This is a genomic window from Streptomyces sp. 2114.4, assembly GCF_900187385.1.
In the GTDB taxonomy this organism is placed as follows: Bacteria; Actinomycetota; Actinomycetes; order Streptomycetales; family Streptomycetaceae; genus Streptomyces; species Streptomyces mooreae.
This window is the reverse complement of record NZ_FYEY01000001.1, coordinates 6,372,234-6,392,610: the sequence shown is the minus strand read 5'-3', so window position 1 is coordinate 6,392,610 and position 20,377 is coordinate 6,372,234. Positions and strand designations below refer to the sequence as shown.

General features: G+C 70.4%; 18 protein-coding genes and 1 pseudogene. 7 read left to right on the top strand and 12 right to left on the bottom strand.

Going from position 1 to position 20,377, the window contains the following annotated elements:
• Positions 1 to 39: 39 nt before the first annotated feature.
• The 7 genes from CFW40_RS28140 to CFW40_RS28110 all read right to left on the bottom strand — a co-directional run bounded on the left by CFW40_RS28140 (position 40) and on the right by CFW40_RS28110 (position 9,217).
• Positions 40 to 2,355, bottom strand: a complete 2,316-nt coding sequence (locus CFW40_RS28140; RefSeq protein ID WP_256331254.1) for a VWA domain-containing protein — start codon at positions 2,353 to 2,355, stop codon at positions 40 to 42.
• 75 nt (positions 2,356 to 2,430) lie between these two features.
• Positions 2,431 to 2,982, bottom strand: a complete 552-nt coding sequence (locus tag CFW40_RS28135; RefSeq protein ID WP_088800640.1) for a Pycsar system effector family protein — start codon at positions 2,980 to 2,982, stop codon at positions 2,431 to 2,433.
• Entirely contained in the window at positions 2,982 to 4,040 is a 1,059-nt protein-coding gene (locus CFW40_RS28130) for a hypothetical protein (protein WP_088800639.1), read from the bottom strand. The genes CFW40_RS28135 and CFW40_RS28130 overlap by 1 nt, the downstream gene beginning before the upstream one ends.
• Positions 4,033 to 6,525, bottom strand: a complete 2,493-nt coding sequence (locus CFW40_RS28125) for a hypothetical protein (protein ID WP_256331255.1) — start codon at positions 6,523 to 6,525, stop codon at positions 4,033 to 4,035. The genes CFW40_RS28130 and CFW40_RS28125 overlap by 8 nt, the downstream gene beginning before the upstream one ends.
• A gap of 5 nt (positions 6,526 to 6,530) precedes the next feature.
• A complete protein-coding gene (locus tag CFW40_RS28120) occupies positions 6,531 to 7,379 on the bottom strand; it encodes a hypothetical protein (protein WP_088800638.1) in 849 nt (282 codons plus the stop codon).
• A gap of 96 nt (positions 7,380 to 7,475) precedes the next feature.
• Positions 7,476 to 8,186, bottom strand: coding sequence for a Crp/Fnr family transcriptional regulator (locus CFW40_RS28115; protein WP_088802414.1), 711 nt, complete (start codon positions 8,184 to 8,186; stop codon positions 7,476 to 7,478).
• A gap of 650 nt (positions 8,187 to 8,836) precedes the next feature.
• Positions 8,837 to 9,217, bottom strand: coding sequence for a helix-turn-helix domain-containing protein (locus CFW40_RS28110; RefSeq protein WP_088800637.1), 381 nt, complete (start codon positions 9,215 to 9,217; stop codon positions 8,837 to 8,839).
• Positions 9,218 to 9,304: 87 nt separating this feature from the next.
• On the opposite strand from CFW40_RS28110, the gene CFW40_RS28105 reads away from it, so the two are divergent.
• The gene (locus CFW40_RS28105) at positions 9,305 to 10,234 is read left to right on the top strand and encodes an NADP-dependent oxidoreductase (RefSeq protein ID WP_088800636.1); all 930 of its coding nucleotides are present in this window, start codon (positions 9,305 to 9,307) and stop codon (positions 10,232 to 10,234) included.
• Positions 10,235 to 10,284: 50 nt separating this feature from the next.
• On the opposite strand, the gene CFW40_RS28100 is transcribed toward CFW40_RS28105, so the two are convergent.
• The gene (locus CFW40_RS28100; protein ID WP_088800635.1) at positions 10,285 to 10,812 is read right to left on the bottom strand and encodes a DinB family protein; all 528 of its coding nucleotides are present in this window, start codon (positions 10,810 to 10,812) and stop codon (positions 10,285 to 10,287) included.
• 91 nt (positions 10,813 to 10,903) lie between these two features.
• Here CFW40_RS28100 and CFW40_RS28095 point away from each other — a divergent pair.
• Both CFW40_RS28095 and CFW40_RS28090 read left to right on the top strand, forming a co-directional pair.
• A pseudogene (locus CFW40_RS28095) lies at positions 10,904 to 11,347 on the top strand (ATP-binding protein); the annotation flags it as partial.
• Between the two features lie 161 nt (positions 11,348 to 11,508).
• On the top strand, positions 11,509 to 12,000 hold the full coding sequence (locus CFW40_RS28090; RefSeq protein WP_088800634.1) for a hypothetical protein: 492 nt from the start codon (positions 11,509 to 11,511) through the stop codon (positions 11,998 to 12,000).
• Positions 12,001 to 12,189: 189 nt separating this feature from the next.
• On the opposite strand, the gene CFW40_RS28085 is transcribed toward CFW40_RS28090, so the two are convergent.
• Positions 12,190 to 12,663 carry a DUF4118 domain-containing protein gene (locus CFW40_RS28085; protein ID WP_256331256.1) on the bottom strand — a complete coding sequence of 158 codons (474 nt, stop codon included), beginning with the start codon at positions 12,661 to 12,663 and terminating at the stop codon, positions 12,190 to 12,192.
• A gap of 310 nt (positions 12,664 to 12,973) precedes the next feature.
• On the opposite strand from CFW40_RS28085, the gene CFW40_RS28080 reads away from it, so the two are divergent.
• From CFW40_RS28080 to CFW40_RS28060, 4 genes are all read left to right on the top strand, one after another.
• Positions 12,974 to 14,941: an APC family permease gene (locus tag CFW40_RS28080; protein ID WP_088800633.1), complete on the top strand. Its 1,968-nt coding sequence runs from the start codon at positions 12,974 to 12,976 to the stop codon at positions 14,939 to 14,941.
• A gap of 158 nt (positions 14,942 to 15,099) precedes the next feature.
• A complete protein-coding gene (locus CFW40_RS28075; protein WP_088800632.1) occupies positions 15,100 to 15,900 on the top strand; it encodes a maleylpyruvate isomerase family mycothiol-dependent enzyme in 801 nt (266 codons plus the stop codon).
• Between the two features lie 435 nt (positions 15,901 to 16,335).
• Positions 16,336 to 16,746 carry a hypothetical protein gene (locus CFW40_RS28070; protein WP_088800631.1) on the top strand — a complete coding sequence of 137 codons (411 nt, stop codon included), beginning with the start codon at positions 16,336 to 16,338 and terminating at the stop codon, positions 16,744 to 16,746.
• 338 nt (positions 16,747 to 17,084) lie between these two features.
• The gene (locus CFW40_RS28060) at positions 17,085 to 17,699 is read left to right on the top strand and encodes a hypothetical protein (protein WP_088800630.1); all 615 of its coding nucleotides are present in this window, start codon (positions 17,085 to 17,087) and stop codon (positions 17,697 to 17,699) included.
• A 297-nt stretch (positions 17,700 to 17,996) separates the two neighbouring features.
• Here CFW40_RS28060 and CFW40_RS28055 read toward each other — a convergent pair whose 3' ends face one another.
• From CFW40_RS28055 to CFW40_RS28045, 3 genes are all read right to left on the bottom strand, one after another.
• Positions 17,997 to 19,259: a multidrug effflux MFS transporter gene (locus CFW40_RS28055; RefSeq protein ID WP_088802412.1), complete on the bottom strand. Its 1,263-nt coding sequence runs from the start codon at positions 19,257 to 19,259 to the stop codon at positions 17,997 to 17,999.
• The gene (locus CFW40_RS28050; protein WP_088800629.1) at positions 19,256 to 19,786 is read right to left on the bottom strand and encodes a MarR family winged helix-turn-helix transcriptional regulator; all 531 of its coding nucleotides are present in this window, start codon (positions 19,784 to 19,786) and stop codon (positions 19,256 to 19,258) included. Before CFW40_RS28050 ends, CFW40_RS28055 begins: the two co-directional genes overlap by 4 nt.
• A gap of 72 nt (positions 19,787 to 19,858) precedes the next feature.
• Positions 19,859 to 20,269: a hypothetical protein gene (locus CFW40_RS28045; protein ID WP_176956262.1), complete on the bottom strand. Its 411-nt coding sequence runs from the start codon at positions 20,267 to 20,269 to the stop codon at positions 19,859 to 19,861.
• Positions 20,270 to 20,377: the final 108 nt, after the last annotated feature.

Genomic DNA, 20,377 nt, shown 5'->3' with positions numbered 1-20,377 from the left:
GCGCCCGCGGGCCGGTGAGACGCCGGCCCGCCCTGCGCGTCACCGGTACGACTCGTAGGTGCTCGTGCTTGTGCCCTCGCCGGCCGCGGGGGTGGCGGCCGTGGTGGTCCGTGACCGGGCCGACCGCGGCCGCCGGACCTTCGTGCTGCGGGTCTCCTCGCCGAGGGAGAGGCTCAGCGCGTCGGTCAGCGGGACCTGCCCCCGCGCAGGCAGCCGGGTCCGCCCGCCGCCGCGCTTGCGCAGGACCGCTCCGCCCTCCGGACTGCGCTGGACGGCGTACGGGCCGTGGCTGCGCCGCTCGATGCGCGGGCTGCGGTGCGGCTCGACGACGGCGAAGGCGTACCACTGCTTGTGCCCGTGCCCGGCCGGGTGTTCCGCGACGATGTCGCCGTCCTCGGAGACCAGCTGCAGCACCAGGCCGAACGGGTCCCGGCGGATGCGGCGTTGCCGCAGCCAGGCGAGGACCGCCCCGGCGGCCAGCGCGATCAGTGCGGCGGCGGACAGGAACGCCCACCAGTACTTCGCCCAGATGCCGGGCTCCGGCGTCACCGGCACGGAGAGCGGGGACCGCACCAGCGTCCGGTCGTGGTCGGTGGTGTCGACGACCGTGACGGTGCCGCCGAGCCGCAGGCCGTCGTCGTCGAGGCGGTCGCCGAAGACGCCTTCGGGGGCCACTTCGACCGTCACCTTCCGGGTTCCGGACTCACCGGGCTTCAGCTCGATCCGGGCCGGGCTGACGGAGAGCAGCCCGGGTTGGACGTCGGCGACGGACAGCCGCAAGGTGTGCCGGGTACCGCTGGTGTTGTGCACGGCCAGGTTCCCGGTGACCGTGCCGCCGGGGTGGGCGTCCGCGGGAGGCAGGGTGAGTGCCGTGGTGACGGGCAGCACTCCGGGCGCGATCTGGCCGCTCTCGCTGCGCGTGTCGGCGCTCAGCCCCGAGGCCGTCAGCGTGCCGCTCACCTTCAGTGCCCCGGCGGCGCTCTTCGGGATCTTCACGGAACCGGTGAAGGAGCCATCGCTCCCCCGGGGGTCGGGCCCCTTCCCGTCGTCGGCGAGCCGCAGCGTCTGCGGGGCGAAACCGTCCCCGGTCAGCTCACTGCGGACCCGCAGCCCCGCGTAGTCGTGCGGGTCCTTGATCTCGTAGCCCTCGCGGGTCTGCAGGCGCATGGTCACCGTGGCCTGCTGTCCGGCCTGTGGCGACGGCGGGTTCATGGTGAGGGCGCCGCGCAGCTCGCCCTGCCACAGCACGCTGACGCCGACCGGAAGGGAGCGGTGCCCTTCGGGGGCTTCGGCCTTCACCTTCCAGACGCCGGGCACCGGGTCGGTGATCTTCAGCGCCTCGACCGTGTCACCGGCGCCCGCCAGCTCGAATCGCGATTTCCGGTACGTCCCCGAGGTGGGGACCTGGTGGCCGCTGGGGTCGAGGTAGGTGACCGTCACCGCGGGGTCGCTCTTGTCGACCACGATGCTGCCCACGGTCGCCAGCGGCGAGATGCCGACCTCCAGGGTGGCGGGGGGCCGTTCGCTGGTTCCCGGCTGATAGCGCAGGCAATGGGCGGCGGCGAAGGCCTTCTCCAGCATCGGGCCGACGTCCTTCGCCCCGGAGACCTTGCCGGCCGTCGGGCGGGCGGAGGGCAGTTCGACGCAGCCCTTCTGGTATCCGCCCGCGGCCATCCGGTCGAGCTGCGCCTTGTCGGGAGCGGGTCCGAAGCCCAGCGGCCAGATCTGGACCCCTTGTGCGGCGGCGCTCTTGAGCTCGCGGTCCAGCTGATCCCTGCCCTCGGCCTCGCGGTGGGCGGCATCGCCGTACTGGGGGCTGCCGGTGACGTCCATCTCCCCGTCGGTGAGCAGGAACAGCACCCTGGGCACCGACGGGTCGGTGCCCGTGCTGAGTTCGTGCACTCCCTGACGTATCGCACTCGGGAAGTCGGTGCCGGTGCCCTCGCTCTTCTTCCGGCTGCGCAGCTTGCCGACGCACCCGCCGATCGACTCACGTCCCGCCGCGTCCAGCGTGGTCCGCGGGCACACCGGGTCCACGGCCCGCTGGTCACCGGATTCGGCGGCGGCGAATCCGAAGACCGTGACATGGGAGGACGAGGAGACGTCGCCCAGCGCGACCCGGGCGGCGGCGGCCTTTTCCGCCTTCATGTCCGCGGGCGCGAGACTGGCGGACTCGTCCACCGCGACGGCGTAGTTGACGGAGGCGAAGGCCGGCTTGGACGCCGCCGCCGGCACCGGATCAGCACCGGCGGGTGCCAGCAGGGACACGAGCACCGCGGCCCCGCCCCATACGGAGACCGCACCGCGGCGCACCCAGCCCCTTCTCTTCTGCCGTTTTCCCCTGACTGCTCCCACGGCCGTCCCCTTATTTCGTCTCTGCGTCATGTGCGTAGTGGTGCGCCGCCGTCGACGGCGCGGGCCGGCCGCGGGTCAGCGCGCGGTCAGACCCCAGGCCAGGGCCAGTGCTGCCGAAGGGGCCAGTGCGCCCACTCCCCAGCGGATGGCCCGGTATTTGGCGGCCAGGATCGAGCTGACGTCCACGGCCTGGACGAGCAGCCACCCGGCCGGATCACGCGCTGCCTCGGCGAGTTCGGCGGACAGCCGCGCGAGGTCGTGTGGCGCCAGCAGGTCGCCGAAGAACGTCACCCCGCTCCCGCTGCGGAGCGTGGTGGTACGCGGCATGAGCACCCGGACCAGCGCGGTCACCGCGACCGCCCAGAGCACCCCCGCGACGACCAGCGTGATGTCGGCGGGCCCGTGCCATTCGGGCGTGCCGTGCCGCCCGATCAGGAACGCGGGCAGTGCCAGCGCCCCCGAGAGCAGCACCGCCGCCTTCGAGTCGGCCCGGCCGAGGTCTTCCCGGACCGTGAGCAGCAGTCGTTCCGCGATGCGTTCCCCCGTCCGGCCGTGCCCGTGCAGACCCCCGTCCAGCACCGGCACGACCGGATCGGGGGAGGTGTGTGCGCCGCCGTCGGCAGCCATCAGTCCTCCTCCGCCCAGGACCATCCGTCGTCCCGGCTGCGGCTCCGGCGGCGGGGCGGCTCCGGTTCGGCGTCCTCCTCCTTGGCCAGGTGGGCCCGGCCCCCGGCCCGGGAGGCCGGTTCGTCAGCCACCCAGTCCGGAGTGAACGGCTCGGGCGTCTCCAGCTGCGGGGTGTCCCGGCGGGCGGGCAGTGAGCCGATGGGCCCCTGGACGTGCTGCCGACCCCGGTTGAGGAGAGCCAGCGCCTGCGACTCCACGTCGCTGGAGTGGATCTGGCCACTGTCGACCATGTCGAAGAGCCGGTCGACGCGCTCCTTCTCGTCCTGCCTGCCCTCCTGGCGGATCTTCTCCAAGAAGTCCTTGGCGGCCTCGGGTTCGGCCGCCAGCATGTAGCTGAGCTGGTCCAGCTCCCCGCCCTGCAGCATCGCCCGGAACTTGTTCTGGTGCACCCGGGTCAGCTCGGCCGAGGCATGCGCGTCGCGGATGCCGTCCATGTGGTGGATGGTCCGGTCGTCCACCCGCAGACGGACGTACAGCCGCACCCGCAGGCCGAGTTCGGCACCCAGGTCGTCCCAGCGCCCGCTGGCGCAGGTACGGGTGATGGCGCGGTCGGCCTGTTCGGCCTGGGCCACCGGGAATTCCGCGGAGACCTCGCGCAGCCGCTCCAGCGTCGGCGCGGTGAGCCGTTTGGCGACATCGGTGACGACCTCGGTCGCGACCAGATGGGGATCGCTGACGGCCCAGTGGATGTCCACCTCGGCCTTGAAGAACGTGGTGCCGCCGGCGGCCGGCAGCTCCATCTGGAGCGTGGTCTCGAAGGTGCCGAGCGCGATCTCGCAGATGGTGTGCGGCCGGGCCAGCGCCCGCTTGTCGTAGTGCTGGATACCGGAGACGGTGGCCACGCTGTAGCCGCCGTTCCGGTAGAACAGCACCGAGGCCGTCCGGGCACTCGTCTGCCGGAACGGGCCGGCGGGTGTGTACTCCCGCAGGAACGGGCCCGCCGGCCCCGCGCCCTGATCCGCGCCCCCGTCCGGCGCCACGCCCTCGTGCTCAGCCATCCCTCTCCTCCTCGCCCGTCCGGTCCCGCGGCGGGACGGCGAGCCACCACAAGGAGCGCGCCTGCGCGTCGGGGAGCGGATTTTCCGGATCGTTCATCATGCGGCGCAGCAGCCAGTCCAGCCGCCGCCGGTCGTGCTCCTTTGGCATCAGCGCGGGCAGCAGTGCCGCCAGACCCGGCTGGGTCCACTGCCCGCCACCCCTGCGCACGGCGGAGCGCAGCAAGGCTTCCAGCGCGTCCATCGCCACCTCCTGCGACCGTGGGGTGTTGAGCGCCGTCCACATCAAGTCCGCCATGGGGCGGACGAGTTCGGGACGGGTGGCGGCGAGCGCGAGCGGCAGCGGCCAGTCCCCGCGGTCCGCCAGCGGGGAGCCGGGCTCGTCGTTCAGCACCTCGTCCACGGAGGTCACAGCGAGCCGGACGGTGGTCACCAGACCGAGGTCCTGGTACGCCTCGCGTGGGTGGTGGGTCCAGTCGGACATCCGCCGCAGTACCTGCGCACCGTCCGGAAGAGCCAGCAGCCGTACGACGTTGAACGAGGCGGCCGCCAGCTGGTCCCCGTCGTCGCGCACCCCGATCCGGGCCAGGGCGTCCAGGGCGTCGTCCATCGTGGCGGCGGCGTTGCCGTAACCCAGCGCCATCGCCGCGGTCCAGCGGAGCGGCTTCGTCCCGTACCTGCTCCAGTCGTCGACGAGCTTGCACACCGCCTTGCGGTGCGTGGCGTGGCCGGCCGCCTGGTCCAGCGTGGTGGCCGCAAAGATCCTGCGGAGTGGCGTGGACGCCTCGGCGAGCGGCCGGATCAGCTCGGCGTAGCCGTGGTCGAAGTCCCGTACGCACAGCTCCCCGGCAGCTACCGCGGCGCGCATCCACACCTGCGGGCGGGGGTCGTCCGCCAGCAGCCGCAGCCACCGGACGACCGGTGCCCTGACGGGGAAGTGCCGGTCCCAGATCTCGGTCAGCACCGCGGCGGGCAGGGCGGAACCCTGATACCAGATCAGCTGGGCACCCACCTCGGTGCCGGCGACCTCGACCGTGCCGTCGGTCGCCTCGGCGCGCGAGAGCGCCAGATCGGAGTCCGGGTCGTCACAGAACAGCGGGCGTGCGGGCGTGTTGTCCGGATCGCTCTGTACGGACAGTTCCCAGGTCAGCAGGTGTGCGGCGGTGGCCACGGCACCGCGCGAGGCGCCGCCCAGTACGGCGAGCGCGATACGGAACGCCACCGGGTGGAAGAGGGCCGCCGTACCCGGCCGCCCCGCGCTCGGCTCCGTACCGGACGGGAGCGCGGCCAAGGCCCGGTCCACGCCGGCGAACCACTCCCGGGCCTGGTCCGCGGCCAGGCTCCGGCATCCGGACAGCAGTTCCTCGTACGAGACGTCACCCAGCAGATGCCCGGCCAGCAGCGAGGCGACCAACTCGGCCTCGGCGGGGCGCAGTTCCTCCAGCCCGACGGCGTCCTTGACCGCTTTCCCGTCTGCCAGCTCCTCGGCCCTGCTCAGCAGGTCCGCCACCCCGGGCCCGCCGTCCGGTGTGCCGGCTTGCGCCGTGGCGAGGCGGTCCTCCAGCCGTTCCCGCAGCCGGGTGGTGAGCAGTTCCTGTGTGGGCACGGGCGGGCAGCGCATCCCGTACCGGCCGGCCAGCAGCGGGTTCGCCGCCGATCCGACGGTCACGACGATCACCGCGAACGAGGCGCGCTCGTCCAGCGCTGCGGCCAGCCCGTCCAGGTCCATCTCGTCCGGCGGCAGCGCACCGGGGCCGGCGAGGGAGAGCTCCAGCAAATACCCGGTGCCGCGCCGCTCCTCCAGCGAGCCGGCCAGCCCCCGTACGTCCGGATCGACCCTCCGCACCCGGGAGCCCGTCCCGGTCTCCGTGCCCTGGTCGCTCTCCCCCCGATCGGTGACCTCGTCGAGGAGCGAGAGCGCGGTGCTGGTCCGTCCGGTACCGGGCGCGGCACCGAGCACCAGCAGCCGGCGGGCCTGGAGCGCATTGCGCAGCTGCACGTACCCGTTCGGTTCCACATGGAGCCGGCGGAGCCGGGTCAGCTCCTCGTCGGGAACGGGCCCGCTGCGCATCCCCGCGTTGGGCTGGCGGGCGTCCATCCGCAGATGGATATCGCCGATATGGGCGCTCTGGATATACGAACGGTCGAAGCTGTTCAGGTCCCGGCCGGTGTCGAACAGCATCCGGGTGGAGCGGCGGGCCCGCGAGGCGGCGGCGAGATCGGTGGGGCCGTCCTCGCCCTCCGCCTCGGCGAGCGGATCGCGGGTGTGCTCCCTGAACCGCCCCGCGGCGCGCTCCCGTTCGTTCTCCTTCTCCGCCGCCTCGCCGTCCGCGGCGTCCCCGCCGTCCGCCGCTCCTTCTTCCCCACGCGGCCGGTCGTCGCCGTCCCCGCCCCTGGCCTTGTGGCCCGCTTCGGGAGCGGGGCCTTTGGCCGGCTTCCGGGGTGCGGGTCCCGGGGAAGCGTCCGCCTGCTGCTGTTCCTCGGCCACCTGCCTCAGTCCTTCCGCGGCCCGGCGCCACCGGTGGTCCGCCCGATGTGCACGGGCTGCTGGTACACGTTGTCCCGGTGCTGGGACATGTCGCCGTGCACGGTGTAGCGGACGCCGGGGGTACCGGTCCGGCCGTCCCCGTCCTGGTCCGTGTCGTCGTCCGTGTCGTCGTCCGGGACGTCCGGTCCGGTGGCCTCGGCCGCCGCCTCCTCCCTCTCGGGTGTCGCCGTACCGGCCGGCGGCGGAGCACCGAGCGGGACCGCCGGAGCGGGCCGCCCCGGGAGATGGAACCAGGCGGTGACCGCCCCCTCCTTGAGCTCCAGACGGGCCGAGGAGTAGCGCGCGGGCTCGATGAACTTGCCGCCGCTGCTGACCACGTCCTCGTACAGCGACTGGGAGACCACCAGCACGAGGTCGGCCCGTTCGGCATCCAGCAGCTGCCTGGCGACGGGAGAATCCGCCAGCCGGCAGGCGAGGTCCACCGCGCGCCCGCTGATGCCCCGGCCGTCGTGCCGGACCGGACCGACGTGCATGCCCACCCGCAGACCCAGGGGTACGCGCAGGGCGCGGTTCTCGTCCCGCAGGCTCTCGTGCACCTCGACCATCCACAGGCCGAGCAGCCGGGTCACGGCGATCCGGCCGGCCACCGACAGCAGCACACCATCGCCGCGGTCCTCCATGTGGACGGCGTCCCGCGCCACCTTGGCATGGGTGAACGCCGCTTCCAGGACCCGGTAGATCCGGGCGCGCATCCGCGGCTTGTCCACATCGTCGTACTCACCGGAACGCCGGGCGTCGACGCTGATCACCAACTCGTAGCGCGCTTCGGCGACATCCATCGTGCCGTCGTCCACTTCGTGCCCCCTGTCCTGTCCGCTCGCTGTCCCCCTCAGCTTCGGGCCCGGGACCAAGGCCGTCTGTAGCCGTTTACACACGGCCGGGCGTGGCTTTCACTCCTGATGGCCGCCCGCGAGGAGGGCGAGCAGGGCGGGGTCGAGAATTTCCACCATCCGGTTTCCCGTGCGTACGACCCGCTGGGTACGCAGCAGCCGCAGGGCCTTGGCGACGGCTTCGCGGGTGGCCCCGACGGTGGCGGCGAGCTCGTCCTGAGCCAGATGGACGACGGCTCCCGCGGGCGAAGGGCCCGGGAGAGAGGGCGCGTAGGGGCCGGCGGGTTCGGCCCGGGAGAGTTCGGTGAGCCGGGCGGCCAAGCGCTGCAACACGGTGAGCGAGGCGAGTGCGGACCGCTCCTGGTCGGCACTGCGGAGCCGGAAGGTGAGCTGGCGTATCACCAGACCGCTGACGCGGGGGTGCAGGGCGAGAAAGCGACGGAACGCGTCGCCGGATATGACCTGGGCCTCTATGGGGCCCAGGGCCCGTACGGTGGCGCTGCGCGGGTGGCTGTCCAACGCGGCCATTTCCCCGAGGAGTTCGCCGGGGCCGCGCAGGCCGAGTATCAGCCGGGTGGCACCGCGGTCCGTCACCACGGAAACGGTCACCCAGCCCGCAAGCACGATCATTACATGACTGGAACGGTCACCTTCGGTCAGAAGATGAGCATCGGCCGCATAGCGCTTCCGATTTCCGAGGGCCATGACGCTCTCGTTTTCCTGGACCGTCAGAGCACGCGCGAACGCCAGCTCATCACCGAGCAGCCCCATGGCCATTCCCCCCACGGCATTCCGGATGGCCTGATTTCCACTGTCGTTGATAGTCGCAGAGTGACGCTCACGGGGGAGGTAATCGCGCCATATTGGCGGTACTCATAGGTAGATATCGAACTGCCAGGTAGAGCGTCTGCACTCCCGCTGCATTCTTCCCCCCTTTCCCCGTCACCCCCGCCTACGAGGCGCTGCGGCTCACCCTTCCCGGCCCCTTCTCCACGGACGATGCCAAGGTCAGGCCGCACGCACGGACGTATCGGACGCATTGCCGCCCGAAGCGGATGCGGTACGAGCGCTTGGCGAAAACTCAGGTTTTCGAAGACCGCGCGCCGATTCAGCACGCCTCAAAGGGAGTCGGCAATTCCACGGATGCCCCTCTTCCCCGGTGGTTCTTCTTGGACAACATGACAGCAGGAAGGTTTCAGCAAACCGGAGAGGACCAGGGCTACGGAAACCGGCAAAGCACCCCGGCCCGTCTCAGGTGTCCCCTCTCGCCCCATCGAGTCGTTTCTCAACGAATCGAGTCGTTCGTCCTTCTGTCTCAGCGAACCTCGTCGCGCGGCTGAGTGCGTCAGGTGTTCTGTCCGGGGGTGCTGGATGGCTGTACCGGCCGGGGTGGATGTGGAGGGGCCGTCCCGAGCGGAGCCTCAGTCGCTAGGGGCGACCGGCTCGGGGTCGGCGTCGAGCGCTTCGAGCACTGCGTCGCCGTTCGCCCTCGCCCACTCGGTCAGCATGTGGATCGGATCGATCAGCGTCATTCCGAGCGGGGTGAGCTCGTACTCGACGCGGGGCGGTACCTCGGCGTAGGCGCGGCGGCGGATGAGTCCGTGTGCCTCGAGCCGTCGGAGCGTCTGGGTGAGCATCTTGCGGGAGATGCCGCCGATCAGCTCGACCAACTCGCCATGGCGCACCGGGCCCTTGCTGAGGCCGTAGAGGACGACCACGGTCCACTTGTCGGCGATGAGCTCGACCGCCAGACGCGCCGGACAGTCGGCGAGAAAGGGATCACCGGGAACGAAACCGCTCATGGCGCCAAAGGTACCTGCGCCTATGGCACCTGCTGGTTCCTATCAGATTCATAGCCTGGGTTCTCCCCCTTCCTGAGCAGGAGAGTCATGCGGGTCATCACTCAGCAGGCGCTCGGCGGTCCCGAGGTGCTCACCATCGTGGACGCGCCCGAGCCTCAGCCCCTTCCGACCGAGGTCCTCGTCCGCGTCAAGGCAATCGGGCTGAACCCGCTGGAGGCGCGCCTGCGCGCCGGTGAGTTCCCACTGATCGGCCGGCCGCCGTTCATCCTCGGCTGGGACCTCAGCGGCGTGGTCGATCAGGCGCCGCAGACGTGGCGGTTCAGGCCCGGCGACGAGGTGTTCGGGATGCCGCTGTTCCCGCGGGCGGCGAGTACGTACGCCGAGGTCGTGTCGGCTCCGGCGCTGCACCTGGCACGCAAGCCGGCGTCGCTCTCACACGTCGAGGCGTCGGCGCTGCCGGTCGTGGGGCTGACGGCGTGGCAGGGCCTCGTCGACCTCGGCGACGTGACCGAGGGCGACCGCGTCCTGGTCCACGGTGGTGGTGGCGGGGTCGGCCACGTCGCGATCCAGATCGCGAAGGCGCTCGGCGCGCACGTGACCACGACCGCCGGTGGGAGCAAGCGGAAGTTCGTCGAGGGATGCGGCGCCGATGAGGTGATCGACTACACGGCGGTCGACTTCACCGAGGCGGTCCGCGACATCGACGTCGTGCTCGACACGATCGGCGGCGATACCGTCGAGCGCTCCCTCGAAGTGCTCCGCCCGGGTGGTCACCTGGTGACGGCGGTCGCCGAGGGCGATGCGGAACTCGCCGCCAACTACCGGGCGGCCGGCATGCGTTTCAGCGGTATCGCGGTCGATCCCGATCCGGTCGCCCTGCGAGGTCTCGTCGAACTCGTCGAACAGGGCAAGCTCCGGATCCACGTGCAGGAGACGTTCCCATTCGAGCGCGTAGCCGACGCGCACCGGATGCTCGACGGCGGTCACCTCCAAGGCAAGCTCGTTCTCACCGTCTGATCCCTCAGCGGATCGATCGAGCTGTTTGCGCAAGAAGCGCCCGGCGGCCCTCAGGCCCCCGTGACGCCGTCGATGCTCTCCCTGAGCAAATCCGCATGGCCGTTGTGGCGGGCGTACTCCTCGATCATGTGGACCAGGATCCAGCGCAGCGAAACCCCCTGGCCGCCGGCGAGACCGGCCTCCTGTTCCGAGAGGCTGCCGGTGTCGTCCAGCGAGGCGGCGGCGGTCAGCTCGCGGCTCCGGGCGACTTCCGCGCGCCAGCGGGCCAGGGCCTCGTCGATACCGCGGTCCGGGGCCGGGGTGAAGCCGTCCGCGTTGCCCGCCTCGTGGACCGGCGGGACGTCCTGGCCGGCGAACACCCGCTGGAACCAGTTGCGTTCGACCTCCGCCAGGTGCTGGACGAGGCCCAGCAGCGTCATGGACGACGGGGTCACCGAGGCGAGGCGGACCTGGCGGTCGTCCAGCCCCTCGCACTTCAGCGGGAGCGTGGCGCGGTGGAAGTCCAACCAGCCTTCCAGCGTGGCGCGTTCATCGGCCTGCAGGGGCGGAATCGGCCGCCCGTCCGGTGTGGTCTCCATAGGCCACACCTTTGCATACACCAACGGCAGGTGAGGGGGGCGATGCACCGCCCGGAATCATGCGGCCCCGAGGGGCGGCGCACGGGGCCGACCCGGCCGGGTCGCCGAGTGGGAGGTGCCCTCCGATCCGGCGGCCGTCGCGCGCATCCGGTCGGCGTGTCTGGGCACGCTGGAGTCCTGGGGTCTGGCGGCGCTCTCGTTCACCGCCGAGCTGATCCTCAGCGAACTGATCACCAACGCCATCCGCTACGGGGCCCAGCCGGTCCGGGTGCGGCTGCTCCACGACCGTGCGCTGATCTGCGAGGTCTTCGACGGCACCAGCGCTTCCCCGCAGCTGCGCCGGGCGGCCACCACGGACGAGGGCGGCCGCGGCCTCTTCCTGATCGCCCAGTCAGCCCAGCGCCGGGGCACCCGTTACACCCCGGACGGAAAGATCACCTGGACCGGGCAGACCCTCCACGGCGGCCGCCCGGAGCCCGACCCCGACCCGGCCGACGACATCCTCGACCAGTGGGACGACATGCCTGCGCTGTGACGTCGGGGACGTCTGAGGCCTCTGAGACGACGTCTATGGCCTCTGAGACGTCTACGGCCTCTGAGACGTCGGACGCATCACACCGCTGACCTCGGATGCACCCCTCCTGCCCGCTGGCTAAGCTCGTGGAAGGGGCCAAAGATCTGATCTTGGAGGCTCCCATGGTGCAGCTGCCCGAAGCGCGTGATCTTGCCCCCCGGCTGGCCACCGGTGCGTTCATCCTGAATTCCGGGCTGACGAAGCTGCGGGCTGACCGGGCCACCGCGGAGGCCGTGCACGGCATGGCCTGTGTGGCGTACCCGTTCCTGGACAGGATTCCCGCCGAGCGGTTCACCCGGCTCCTGTCGTGGTCGGAACTCGTTGTCGGTGGCGCGCTGCTGGCGCCGTTCGTCCCCACCCGGCTGGCCGGCCTGGCGCTGACCGGGTTCTCGGGCGGGCTGGTCGGCTTGTATCTGCGCGTTCCGGGCTTGCGGCAGGAGGGAAGTCTGCGGCCGACCCAGGACGGGATCCCGATGGCCAAGGACACCTGGATGCTGGGCATCGGGCTCGGGTTTCTGGGCGCGTCCGGCCGCCGGCGGCGGGCCGCGGCGGCCCGGCGGCACCGGCACGCGGCGTGCTGCCGGCGCCACCACCGGGGGCGTTGCCGGTGGTGAGGGCCGCGAGGGCCGGTGCATGCCGGCGGTGAGCGGGCCGGCTGCGGTCAGCGGGTCGTAAGCGGGCAGGCCCCGGTCACCCCTTGAGGGCAAGCCCCGGTCACCCGGCCGTGAGCGGCGGGCCCCGTCGCCCGCCGTACGGCCGCGCACGGGCGGCCCCCGTCAGCGGGCTGTGCACCGACGGGCCCGTCAGCCTGCCGAGTGCCGTCGGACGCCCCGTACAGCGGCGGCGCAGCCCGCGCCCATGACGCCGGCGAGCACGAGGACCAGCAGACCCGTCCGGTCCTGCGGCTGGAAGGCCAGGTCGGAGCGCTGGTTCAGCACGAAGCCGTCGTAGAACAGCCACGACACCAGGGCCACCCAGGGCACCACGGCCGGCCGGGCGAAGGAGGAGACGGCCGCCGTCAGCAGGGCGAAGACCGCGAGCGCGAGCGCAGCATGCGCCGTCTCCCCGGTCAGCATCAGGGCGGTCACCAGCAGCGCCGCTCCCAGGGCGCCGAGCGGCAGCGCGAGGTCGCGGGCGAGGGTGCGGCCGGGCGGGGCCCGATGGGCCGGCCGGGTACGGGGCAGTGCCACCCGCGGGAGGTGCGGGGTGCACGGGGCGTGGGGGAGGTAGGGGCGGTGGGGGCGGTAGGAGGTCGCCGGACGGTGAAGGGTGGCCACGGGGAACACCTCCTGCTGTGGTCCGCGCGGCGGACCGGTCGGTCCCGTGGGCCCGCGGTGGGCCCTTGCCGCCAGAGTGCGCGCGGGAGGCAGTGCGGGAGCCCCGCCGCGCTGTCCTTTAACGCCCTGCGTACGGGCGGCGGACACTTTCTTACACGGCCTTGACGGCACGGCGAACGTGGTTGGGGCCGCAGAGGCGGACCCGCCGATGTCGCCCGGCGCGGGGCGGGCCGAGACGCCGCTGACGTGGTGATGCATACTCGCTCCTCGTTGCCCGAACGACGACCGATGATCGGCAGGACTTCCCCGCATGACCGCAGTCAAGGCGGACCCCACGCCCCCCACCCCCACCTCCCGACGGTGGCGCGCCTGGCTCCTGGACGGGCTCAGCAGCCAGGCCGCCCGCCACCCCGGGCCGCACGGCACCCCGCCGGCCGAGCACAAGGGCCACTCCTGGTGGCGCGTCATGTGCCTCACGGGCGTCGACTACTTCTCCACACTGGGCTACCAGCCGGGCATCGCCGCGCTGGCGGCCGGACTGCTCTCGCCGTTCGCCACGCTCGTGCTGATCGCGCTGACCCTGCTCGGCGCGCTGCCGGTGTACCGCAGGGTCGCCAAGGAGAGCCCGAACGGCGAGGGTTCGATCGCCATGCTGGAGCGCCTGCTGCCGTGGTGGGCGGGGAAGCTGCTGGTCCTGGTGCTGCTGGGGTTCGCCGCGACGGACTTCATCATCACGATGACGCTGTCCGCCGCCGACGCCTCGGCGCATGTCGTGGAGAACCCCTTCGCCCCTCCCCTGCTGCACGGCGCGAACCTGTGGATCACCCTGGTGCTGCTGGCCGCCCTGGGCGCGGTGTTCCTCAAGGGCTTCCGTGAGGCGATCGGCATCGCCGTCGGCCTCGTCGGGACCTATCTGGTGCTGAACGTCGTGGTCCTGGCCACCGCGGCCTGGCATGTGCTGTCGCACCCGGTGGTGGTCGGCAACTGGTGGGGCGCGATGACCGCCGAGCACTCCTCGCCGGTGGCGATCGTGGCCGTGGCGCTGCTGGTCTTCCCCAAGCTGGCGCTGGGCATGTCCGGCTTCGAGACGGGCGTGGCGGTGATGCCGCAGGTACGGGGCGCCGCCACCGACACCGCGGCGCACCCGGCCGGCCGGGTCCGGGGCACCCGCCGGCTGCTGACCACGGCGGCCCTGGTCATGAGCTGCTTCCTGCTGCTGTCGAGCCTGGCCACCACGCTGCTCATCCCGCAGAAGGAGTTTGCGACCGGCGGTTCGGCCAACGGGCGTGCGCTGGCCTACCTCGCGCACCAGTACCTGGGCGAGGCCTTCGGCACGGTCTACGACCTCTCCACCATCGCCATCCTTTGGTTCGCCGGCGCCTCGGCGATGGCGGGACTGCTCAATCTCGTACCGCGCTATCTGCCCCGGTACGGCATGGCGCCGGAGTGGGCCCGTGCGGTGCGTCCGCTGGTGCTGATCTTCCTGGCCACCGCCTTCGGCATCACCTTCTTCTTCAACGCCAGCGTCGACGAACAGAGCGGCGCGTATGCGACCGGTGTGCTGGTGCTGATGCTCTCGGCGTCGTTCGCCTCCACCGTGGCCGCGCGCCACCGGCGGCTGCGGGCGGCCACCGTCGGCTTCGGCGCCATCACGCTCGTCTTCGGCTACACCCTGGTCACCAACGTCATCGAGCGGCCGGACGGCCTGAAGATCGCCCTGCTGTTCATCCTGGGCATCCTGCTGACCTCGTTCGCCTCACGGGTGCACCGCGCCTTCGAACTGCGCGCCGTACAGGTCGATTTCGACGAGACGGCCGAGCGGCTGATCGGCTCGGCGATGGCGGCCGGGCCGCTGCGGGTCATCGCCAACGAGCCCGACGAGCGGGACGAGGCCGAGTACCGGGAGAAGGAGTACAGCCAGCGCGAGGAGACCCACATACCCGACGGCCGGCCGGTGCTGTTCCTGGAGGTGACGGTCAGGGACTCCTCGGACTTCACCACGGACCTGCACGTCCGGGGCGAGGAGCGGTACGGGGCGCAGATCCTGCGGGTGGAGGGCGCCGGCGTGGCGAACACCATCGCCGCCGTGCTGATGCAGCTGCGCGAGCACACCGGCCAGGTGCCGCACGCCTACTTCAACTGGACCGAGGGCCATCCGTTCAGCCACCTGCTGCGGTTCCTGGTCTTCGGCGACGGCGAGGTCGCGCCGGTCGCCCGGGAGGTCCTGCGCCGAGCCGAGCCGAACCCGGCCCGGCGCCCTCGGGTACACGTCGGCTGACGCCCGGGGCCCGCTCCCGGCCACCCGCACACGCCCACCCGCACGCGGCTCCCCCGACCGGCTGTGACAGGCTGCCCGCAGATGCCCGGCCGGTCAGGTCACCGGGACCACCGGGACCACCGGCACCACCGGGAAGAGAAGATCGGGAAACAGCGCCCATGAACACATCGGCCCCCTCGGGGCGGGAGACCGTCACCCCTGCCGCACACCGCGCTGCCGTCGCGGCGGAGACCGCGAGGTTCGTGGCGGCACTGGACGGTGCGCAGCTGTCGCTGCCGGTGCCCGGCTGCCCCGGCTGGACGCTCCTCGACCTGGTCCGGCACACGGGGAGCGTGCAGCGCTGGTTCTCCCTCCTGCTGCGTCAGCGCATCCAGGAGCCACCGCGCAGCCGCGACGTCGAGCTGGAGCTGCCCGCGGACGACACCGGCTGGGCCGACTGGCTGACGGCGGGTGCGGCCCTGGCAGCCGAAGCATTCGCCGAAACGGACCCGGATGCCCCGATGTGGGCCTGGGGCGCCGATCACCACGCCCGCTTCTGGGTGCGGCGGATGCTGTTCGAGACCCTGGTGCACCGCACCGACGCGGAACGCGCCGTGGGTGCCCGCACGGTGATCGACCCCGTCCTCGCGGCCGACGGCGTGGACGAGTTCCTGGTCAACCTGCCGTTCGCGACCTCCTTCGCCCCCGGGGTGGCGCACCTGCGCGGCAACGGTGAGACCCTGCGCTTCCGGTGCACGGACACGACCGGCGACTGGCTGGTCCGCCTGCGACCCGACGGTTTCGAGGTGGAGCCGCAGTCCGCGGACGCCACAGCCGGCCCCACCGACGCCGTCGTACAGGGCGCCGCCGCGGATCTCCTGCTCCTCGTCTACGGCCGCCAGGCCCGCGGCACGGCCAGCGTCGAGCAGACGGGCGACGCGGAACTGCTGGCGCGTTGGTTCACCCACTCGGCCTTCTGAGGCGGCGGACGGCGCTCCGTGGCAGCGTGGGGCCATGTGTGATGCCGGTTCGTTCACACCGGTTTCTCACACCGGTTCCTCACACCGGTTCGGCCCCCGGGCCACTCCTCCAGCTCCCCGCTACGGGGAAGGGCGACTCGCTCCGGTTCCGCTCCAGCTGCTGCCATCGACTGGTGCGCCAGCAGAACACAGTCACACCGGTGTGCGCCCCATCCGGCATCGTTGATGTCAGCCGTGGATGTCAGGTGCTTTCTGATCCGTGGCATCCCTTCCGCATCACTCGTCTGCACCGCAGAGATCGCCGGCGACCGATTGCCCGCTGAGGCTGGGAGCTGCCACGGGGCCCTGCGTTGCTTGTTGAGGTGCCACCCGAGCCAGAGGCAACTGTGGCGCGACAGGCACCCGCCCCCGAAGGAAAGGAGAAGCCACCTTCGCATGTCACACCGCACTGCCGTGGTGGCGGAAGCCACCTGGCCGCTCAGATGGGCAGGAGCTCTGCTGTGCCTCGCGGTCGCCGCCATCCACGTTGTGGACCAAGGCGGCCTCACCACAACGAGGGACCCCGCCTACATAGGCATCGCCTACCACGTCCTGGAGATCGCGGCCGTGATCGCCGCGGTCCTGCTTCTCCTCGGCCTCGTACGACTGGGATGGTTGCTGGCAGCCGGGGTGGCCCTCGGCCCCCTGGTGGGCTACATCCTCTCGAGAGGGCCGGGGCTGCCCCACTACAGCGATGACATCGGCAATTGGACAGAGCCTCTTGGGCTGGTCAGCCTGGCCGTCGAAGGAGCCCTGCTCCTGCTGTCGGTGCCGCTCTTCGTACGGAGCTTGCGTCGCAGACCCTGAAACTGCGCAGCTCCGGATGGGATGTGCCAGAGCGGGGCCTGGTACTGCTCCGGGCAGCTGCTGAGCAGGAGGGCTCTGAGGTCCTGGCGCTGGTTGCGGCTGCGGCTGCGGCCGAAGGCTTCGGTGAGCCGGCGGAAGGTTGTGGGGGTGATTCCGCGGGACCGGGCGTCGGTCTCGAACCCGTCGAGCCGGTGGAGGAGGACGGCTTCCGGGTCGAGCCTTTGTGTCTGCTGGGTAGGCCTCAAACCTTCCCTTGTGGGCGACTAGCAGGATGATCAACAGACCCCAGATTACTCAAACGCGCCCGACGTATGAGCACGTTGGGGACAATGAGACACATGCGTATCTTCATCAAGGGGCTCGGAGCCTTTGCTCTGCTCACGGCTATTTTGCTCGGCGGCGTGGAGGTCGTGGCATTCCTTGCCCGTCGTATTGGGCAACAGATATTTCACGGTGTAAATCCCACTGTTTCGGCGGCTGCGGTCGCAGCTATGTCAACTGTGGTTGTGGCTGTGGCGACTCTAGTTATTGGTCGCCATTATGAGCGTCGAGCCGCGGTTGAAGCAGAGATCCGCTCCAGTAAGATTCCTATCTACAGTCGCCTCGTGGAGAGCCTGCTGCGCATGCTCCTGCGAGGCGACGCGGCCACTGCTGGAGCTGACCGGTTCGCAGAGGAACTCCGCGAGATTACCCCACAGCTCATCGCTTGGGCCTCGGATGACGTTCTGATCGAGTGGTCCCGATTCAAGCGCTCCATTTCGGTTGCCTCCACTGAAGCAGAAACAGAGGCGGCACTCTTCGAGCTCGAGAAACTTCTTATCGCCATTCGGCGAGACTACGGACACAAAGGCCAGACGGTCAAAGAGGGAGACCTTCTAGGACTCTTCATCAACGACGCTCATGAGCTCTTGCAGCGGCGCCGCAATAGGATAAGGCAGAGCTCCCCGGCCTGAGTGGGCAATCAAGTGCAAAGTGATTGCTGCGGAGTTGAACTGATTCGGCCTTCGCCAGTAAGGCCAGGCGCAATGGATGCCACTGGCTGGATCGCTCTCTACGGTGCCGTCGTTGCCACCGGAGTAGCGACTTTTCAGGTATACACTCACTTTCGGGATGACCCTAGAATTACTGTCACCGGGCCTTTCCCATACTCAGCTAGAGACCTTCAAGGGCTGGCGTTACCGTCTAGCCATTTTCTTGGGGCTCCTCGGCTCCGCGTTGTTTCGCAGGACTCGCTGCTGTCCCCGCCGTGATCAGCGCCCTTGGGGTAGCGACCCGCAGGGTCCGTGTGCACATTTGGTGGCGACCGCGGCCAGGGTTCCCAAGGCGAGACAGGTAGTCATCACGGCTGCCATAGGCGCCGGGCTCTGAGTACCGAAAAGCCCGACCAGGGGGGAGGCGGCCGCGCCGATGAGAAACTGGCCTCCGCCCAGGAGAGCGGAGGTAGCTCCCGGGGCAGTGCGTCCGCGGCTCTGAGCGACGGTGATCACGGCTGGGAAGAAGATGCCGAATGCGCTGATAGTGATCAACAGGCATAGCCAGGTCAGCAGCATGGTGCTGCCAGCGGTCGCCTGAATGAGGAGCAGTGCTGCCGCCCCTGTTGTCGCCAGCGCGCCGCTGATGACGAGGAGGGCCGCGGGGGCCCGACGTTTGGCCAGATGGCCGTAGGTCAGGCTTCCTGCCATGTTGCCGACGGCGTTGACGCCGTAGACGAGGCTGGAAAGAACCGGCGAGAGACGGTAGATGTCCTGGAAGACGAAGGTGGTTCCGGCGATATAGGCGAAGACGGCGGCTCCGCCGCAGGCGAGGGCCAGCACCGGTGTGCGTATGGCGCGCTGGGCGGCGACCTCTCCGATGGCGCGCAGGCTGGCGGCCATCCCTCCGGTGAGGCGGCGGTGGGGCGGGTGGGACTCGGGAATCCAGCGCCATACGCCCAGCGACAGGAGCAAGCCCATGAGGGCGAGGACGGCGAAGACGTAGCGCCAGGACACCGCCAGCAGCAGAGCGCCTCCCGCCAATGGTGCTAGGACCGGGGCCGTGGCGGTGATCGCTCCCAGGCGGGAGAAGACCGAGGGAAGTTCACGGTCGTCGAAGAGGTCGGCGACGACAGCACGGGAGACGACGATCCCGGCCGCTCCCGCGATGCCCTGCCCGACTCGTGCCGTGTTGAGCACCTCCACCGTGGGCGCCAGGGCACACACGGTGGAGAAGGCGGCGAACAGCACGGATCCGCCGATAAGGACGGGCCGGCGGCCGACCGCATCACTGAGGGGGCCCAGGGTAAGTTGCCCGACGATGATTCCGGCCAGGAACCCGGTCAGTGACGTTTGCGCGCCGGAAGCATCGGTTGCTAAGGAGCGTGCCAGGTCGGGGAGGGCGGGGACGTACATGTCTGTGGCCAGCGGGCTTGCGCCGCTCAGACCGGCCAGAACCACCAACAGCGGGAGCTGTTTGGGAAGTTCGGGGGACGGGCGCTGATGACCTGCCGATGCCTTACCGGTTGAATGTGTGGTCATAGCGCCGGGGCCGCCCCCTCGGCCTGCACTGACGCCTGCGCCGGCCCCCTGCACCCATCGACGGCCACCTCGGCCTCCGCCACCTGCTCCAGCAGCCCGGCGGCGATCTGCAGCACACCACGCTCGGCCGGTGACAGCGTCTGACGCAGTGCCGCCGCTAGCCAGGCGTTACCACCCCGCACGTGCTCCCGCAGCGCCTCTCGACCCACTTCCGTGACCTCGATGTTCTGGCGGCGGGCATCCACCTCGCTCCGCGACCGTCGAATTCGCCCCTGTTCCTCCAAATCGTTGAGCACCCGGGTCAGTGACTGGGTCTGCAGCCCTTCGATGGCGGCCAGTTCCGACGGAGTCAGTGGGCCGCTGTGTCGAAGGTTGGCGAGCACGGAGGCGGCCAGCCGCGTCAGGGACCGGCTGTTTCCCGGCTGCTCGGCGCGCAACCGGGAAGCCAGGCGGGACACGCCCCACCGCAACACCTCGGCCAGGACCAGATCATTCGATGTCTCTTCTGGAACATCAACCACGTCCATAGTGCCAAACTAACGCTTAGCATCTGGCTTTTCAATCGTGCACTTAACGTCATTTTAGTAAGCGCGAGCTTCCTACATGAGCGGTTCGTCGACACGCGTTGCGTCAGATGCACCATCGTGACGTCGGTCGCTGCTGGGCTGAACAGAGCATTGGCGGTCGAGTCCGGTCTTGGCCACGAGGCCGTCGATGAGACAGGGTCGGTACTGCATGCGTTTGAGCCGGGTCTTCACCAGCTTGGTGACCTGGTCGAGGCTGTGCTTGGTGAGGTTGGCCAACGATCTGGATGATGTGTAGCCGCTCTGACGTTCCATCGGGCATTCTGAGCGCCACGTCGGTTCCGTCGGCTTCTGCGCTTCCAAGAACGCGTAGATCTGCCCCGCGCGATTGATGACACCGGCTTCCGGCAGGCCCATGCCCTCCATCAGGTCTGCGATTGCCTTCACGGCAGGCGGTAGTAGCGTCACCGAGTATCGCTCGCTCATCGGGCTGGGTCTTTCCCGGGTCTACGGGCCTACGGCTCCACGGCGGAGCGGTGCGTCGCGCTCCCAACAAGATCGCCGACTCCTTCCGCAACCTCGCCGAGAACGACG

What these genes read in the sequence shown, in the direction of transcription:
- CFW40_RS28105 (WP_088800636.1), top strand. Translation starts at nt 9,305, where the DNA reads ATGCGGGTCATCACTCAGCAGGCGCTCGGCGGTCCCGAGGTGCTCACC.
- CFW40_RS28110 (WP_088800637.1), bottom strand. Translation starts at nt 9,217, where the DNA reads ATGAGCGGTTTCGTTCCCGGTGATCCCTTTCTCGCCGACTGTCCGGCG.
- CFW40_RS28090 (WP_088800634.1), top strand. Translation starts at nt 11,509, where the DNA reads ATGGTGCAGCTGCCCGAAGCGCGTGATCTTGCCCCCCGGCTGGCCACC.
- CFW40_RS28045 (WP_176956262.1), bottom strand. Translation starts at nt 20,269, where the DNA reads ATGAGCGAGCGATACTCGGTGACGCTACTACCGCCTGCCGTGAAGGCA.
- CFW40_RS28130 (WP_088800639.1), bottom strand. Translation starts at nt 4,040, where the DNA reads ATGGCTGAGCACGAGGGCGTGGCGCCGGACGGGGGCGCGGATCAGGGC.
- CFW40_RS28050 (WP_088800629.1), bottom strand. Translation starts at nt 19,786, where the DNA reads ATGGACGTGGTTGATGTTCCAGAAGAGACATCGAATGATCTGGTCCTG.
- CFW40_RS28080 (WP_088800633.1), top strand. Translation starts at nt 12,974, where the DNA reads ATGACCGCAGTCAAGGCGGACCCCACGCCCCCCACCCCCACCTCCCGA.
- CFW40_RS28070 (WP_088800631.1), top strand. Translation starts at nt 16,336, where the DNA reads ATGTCACACCGCACTGCCGTGGTGGCGGAAGCCACCTGGCCGCTCAGA.
- CFW40_RS28060 (WP_088800630.1), top strand. Translation starts at nt 17,085, where the DNA reads ATGCGTATCTTCATCAAGGGGCTCGGAGCCTTTGCTCTGCTCACGGCT.
- CFW40_RS28075 (WP_088800632.1), top strand. Translation starts at nt 15,100, where the DNA reads ATGAACACATCGGCCCCCTCGGGGCGGGAGACCGTCACCCCTGCCGCA.
- CFW40_RS28135 (WP_088800640.1), bottom strand. Translation starts at nt 2,982, where the DNA reads ATGGCTGCCGACGGCGGCGCACACACCTCCCCCGATCCGGTCGTGCCG.
- CFW40_RS28055 (WP_088802412.1), bottom strand. Translation starts at nt 19,259, where the DNA reads ATGACCACACATTCAACCGGTAAGGCATCGGCAGGTCATCAGCGCCCG.
- CFW40_RS28115 (WP_088802414.1), bottom strand. Translation starts at nt 8,186, where the DNA reads ATGGGGCTGCTCGGTGATGAGCTGGCGTTCGCGCGTGCTCTGACGGTC.
- CFW40_RS28100 (WP_088800635.1), bottom strand. Translation starts at nt 10,812, where the DNA reads ATGGAGACCACACCGGACGGGCGGCCGATTCCGCCCCTGCAGGCCGAT.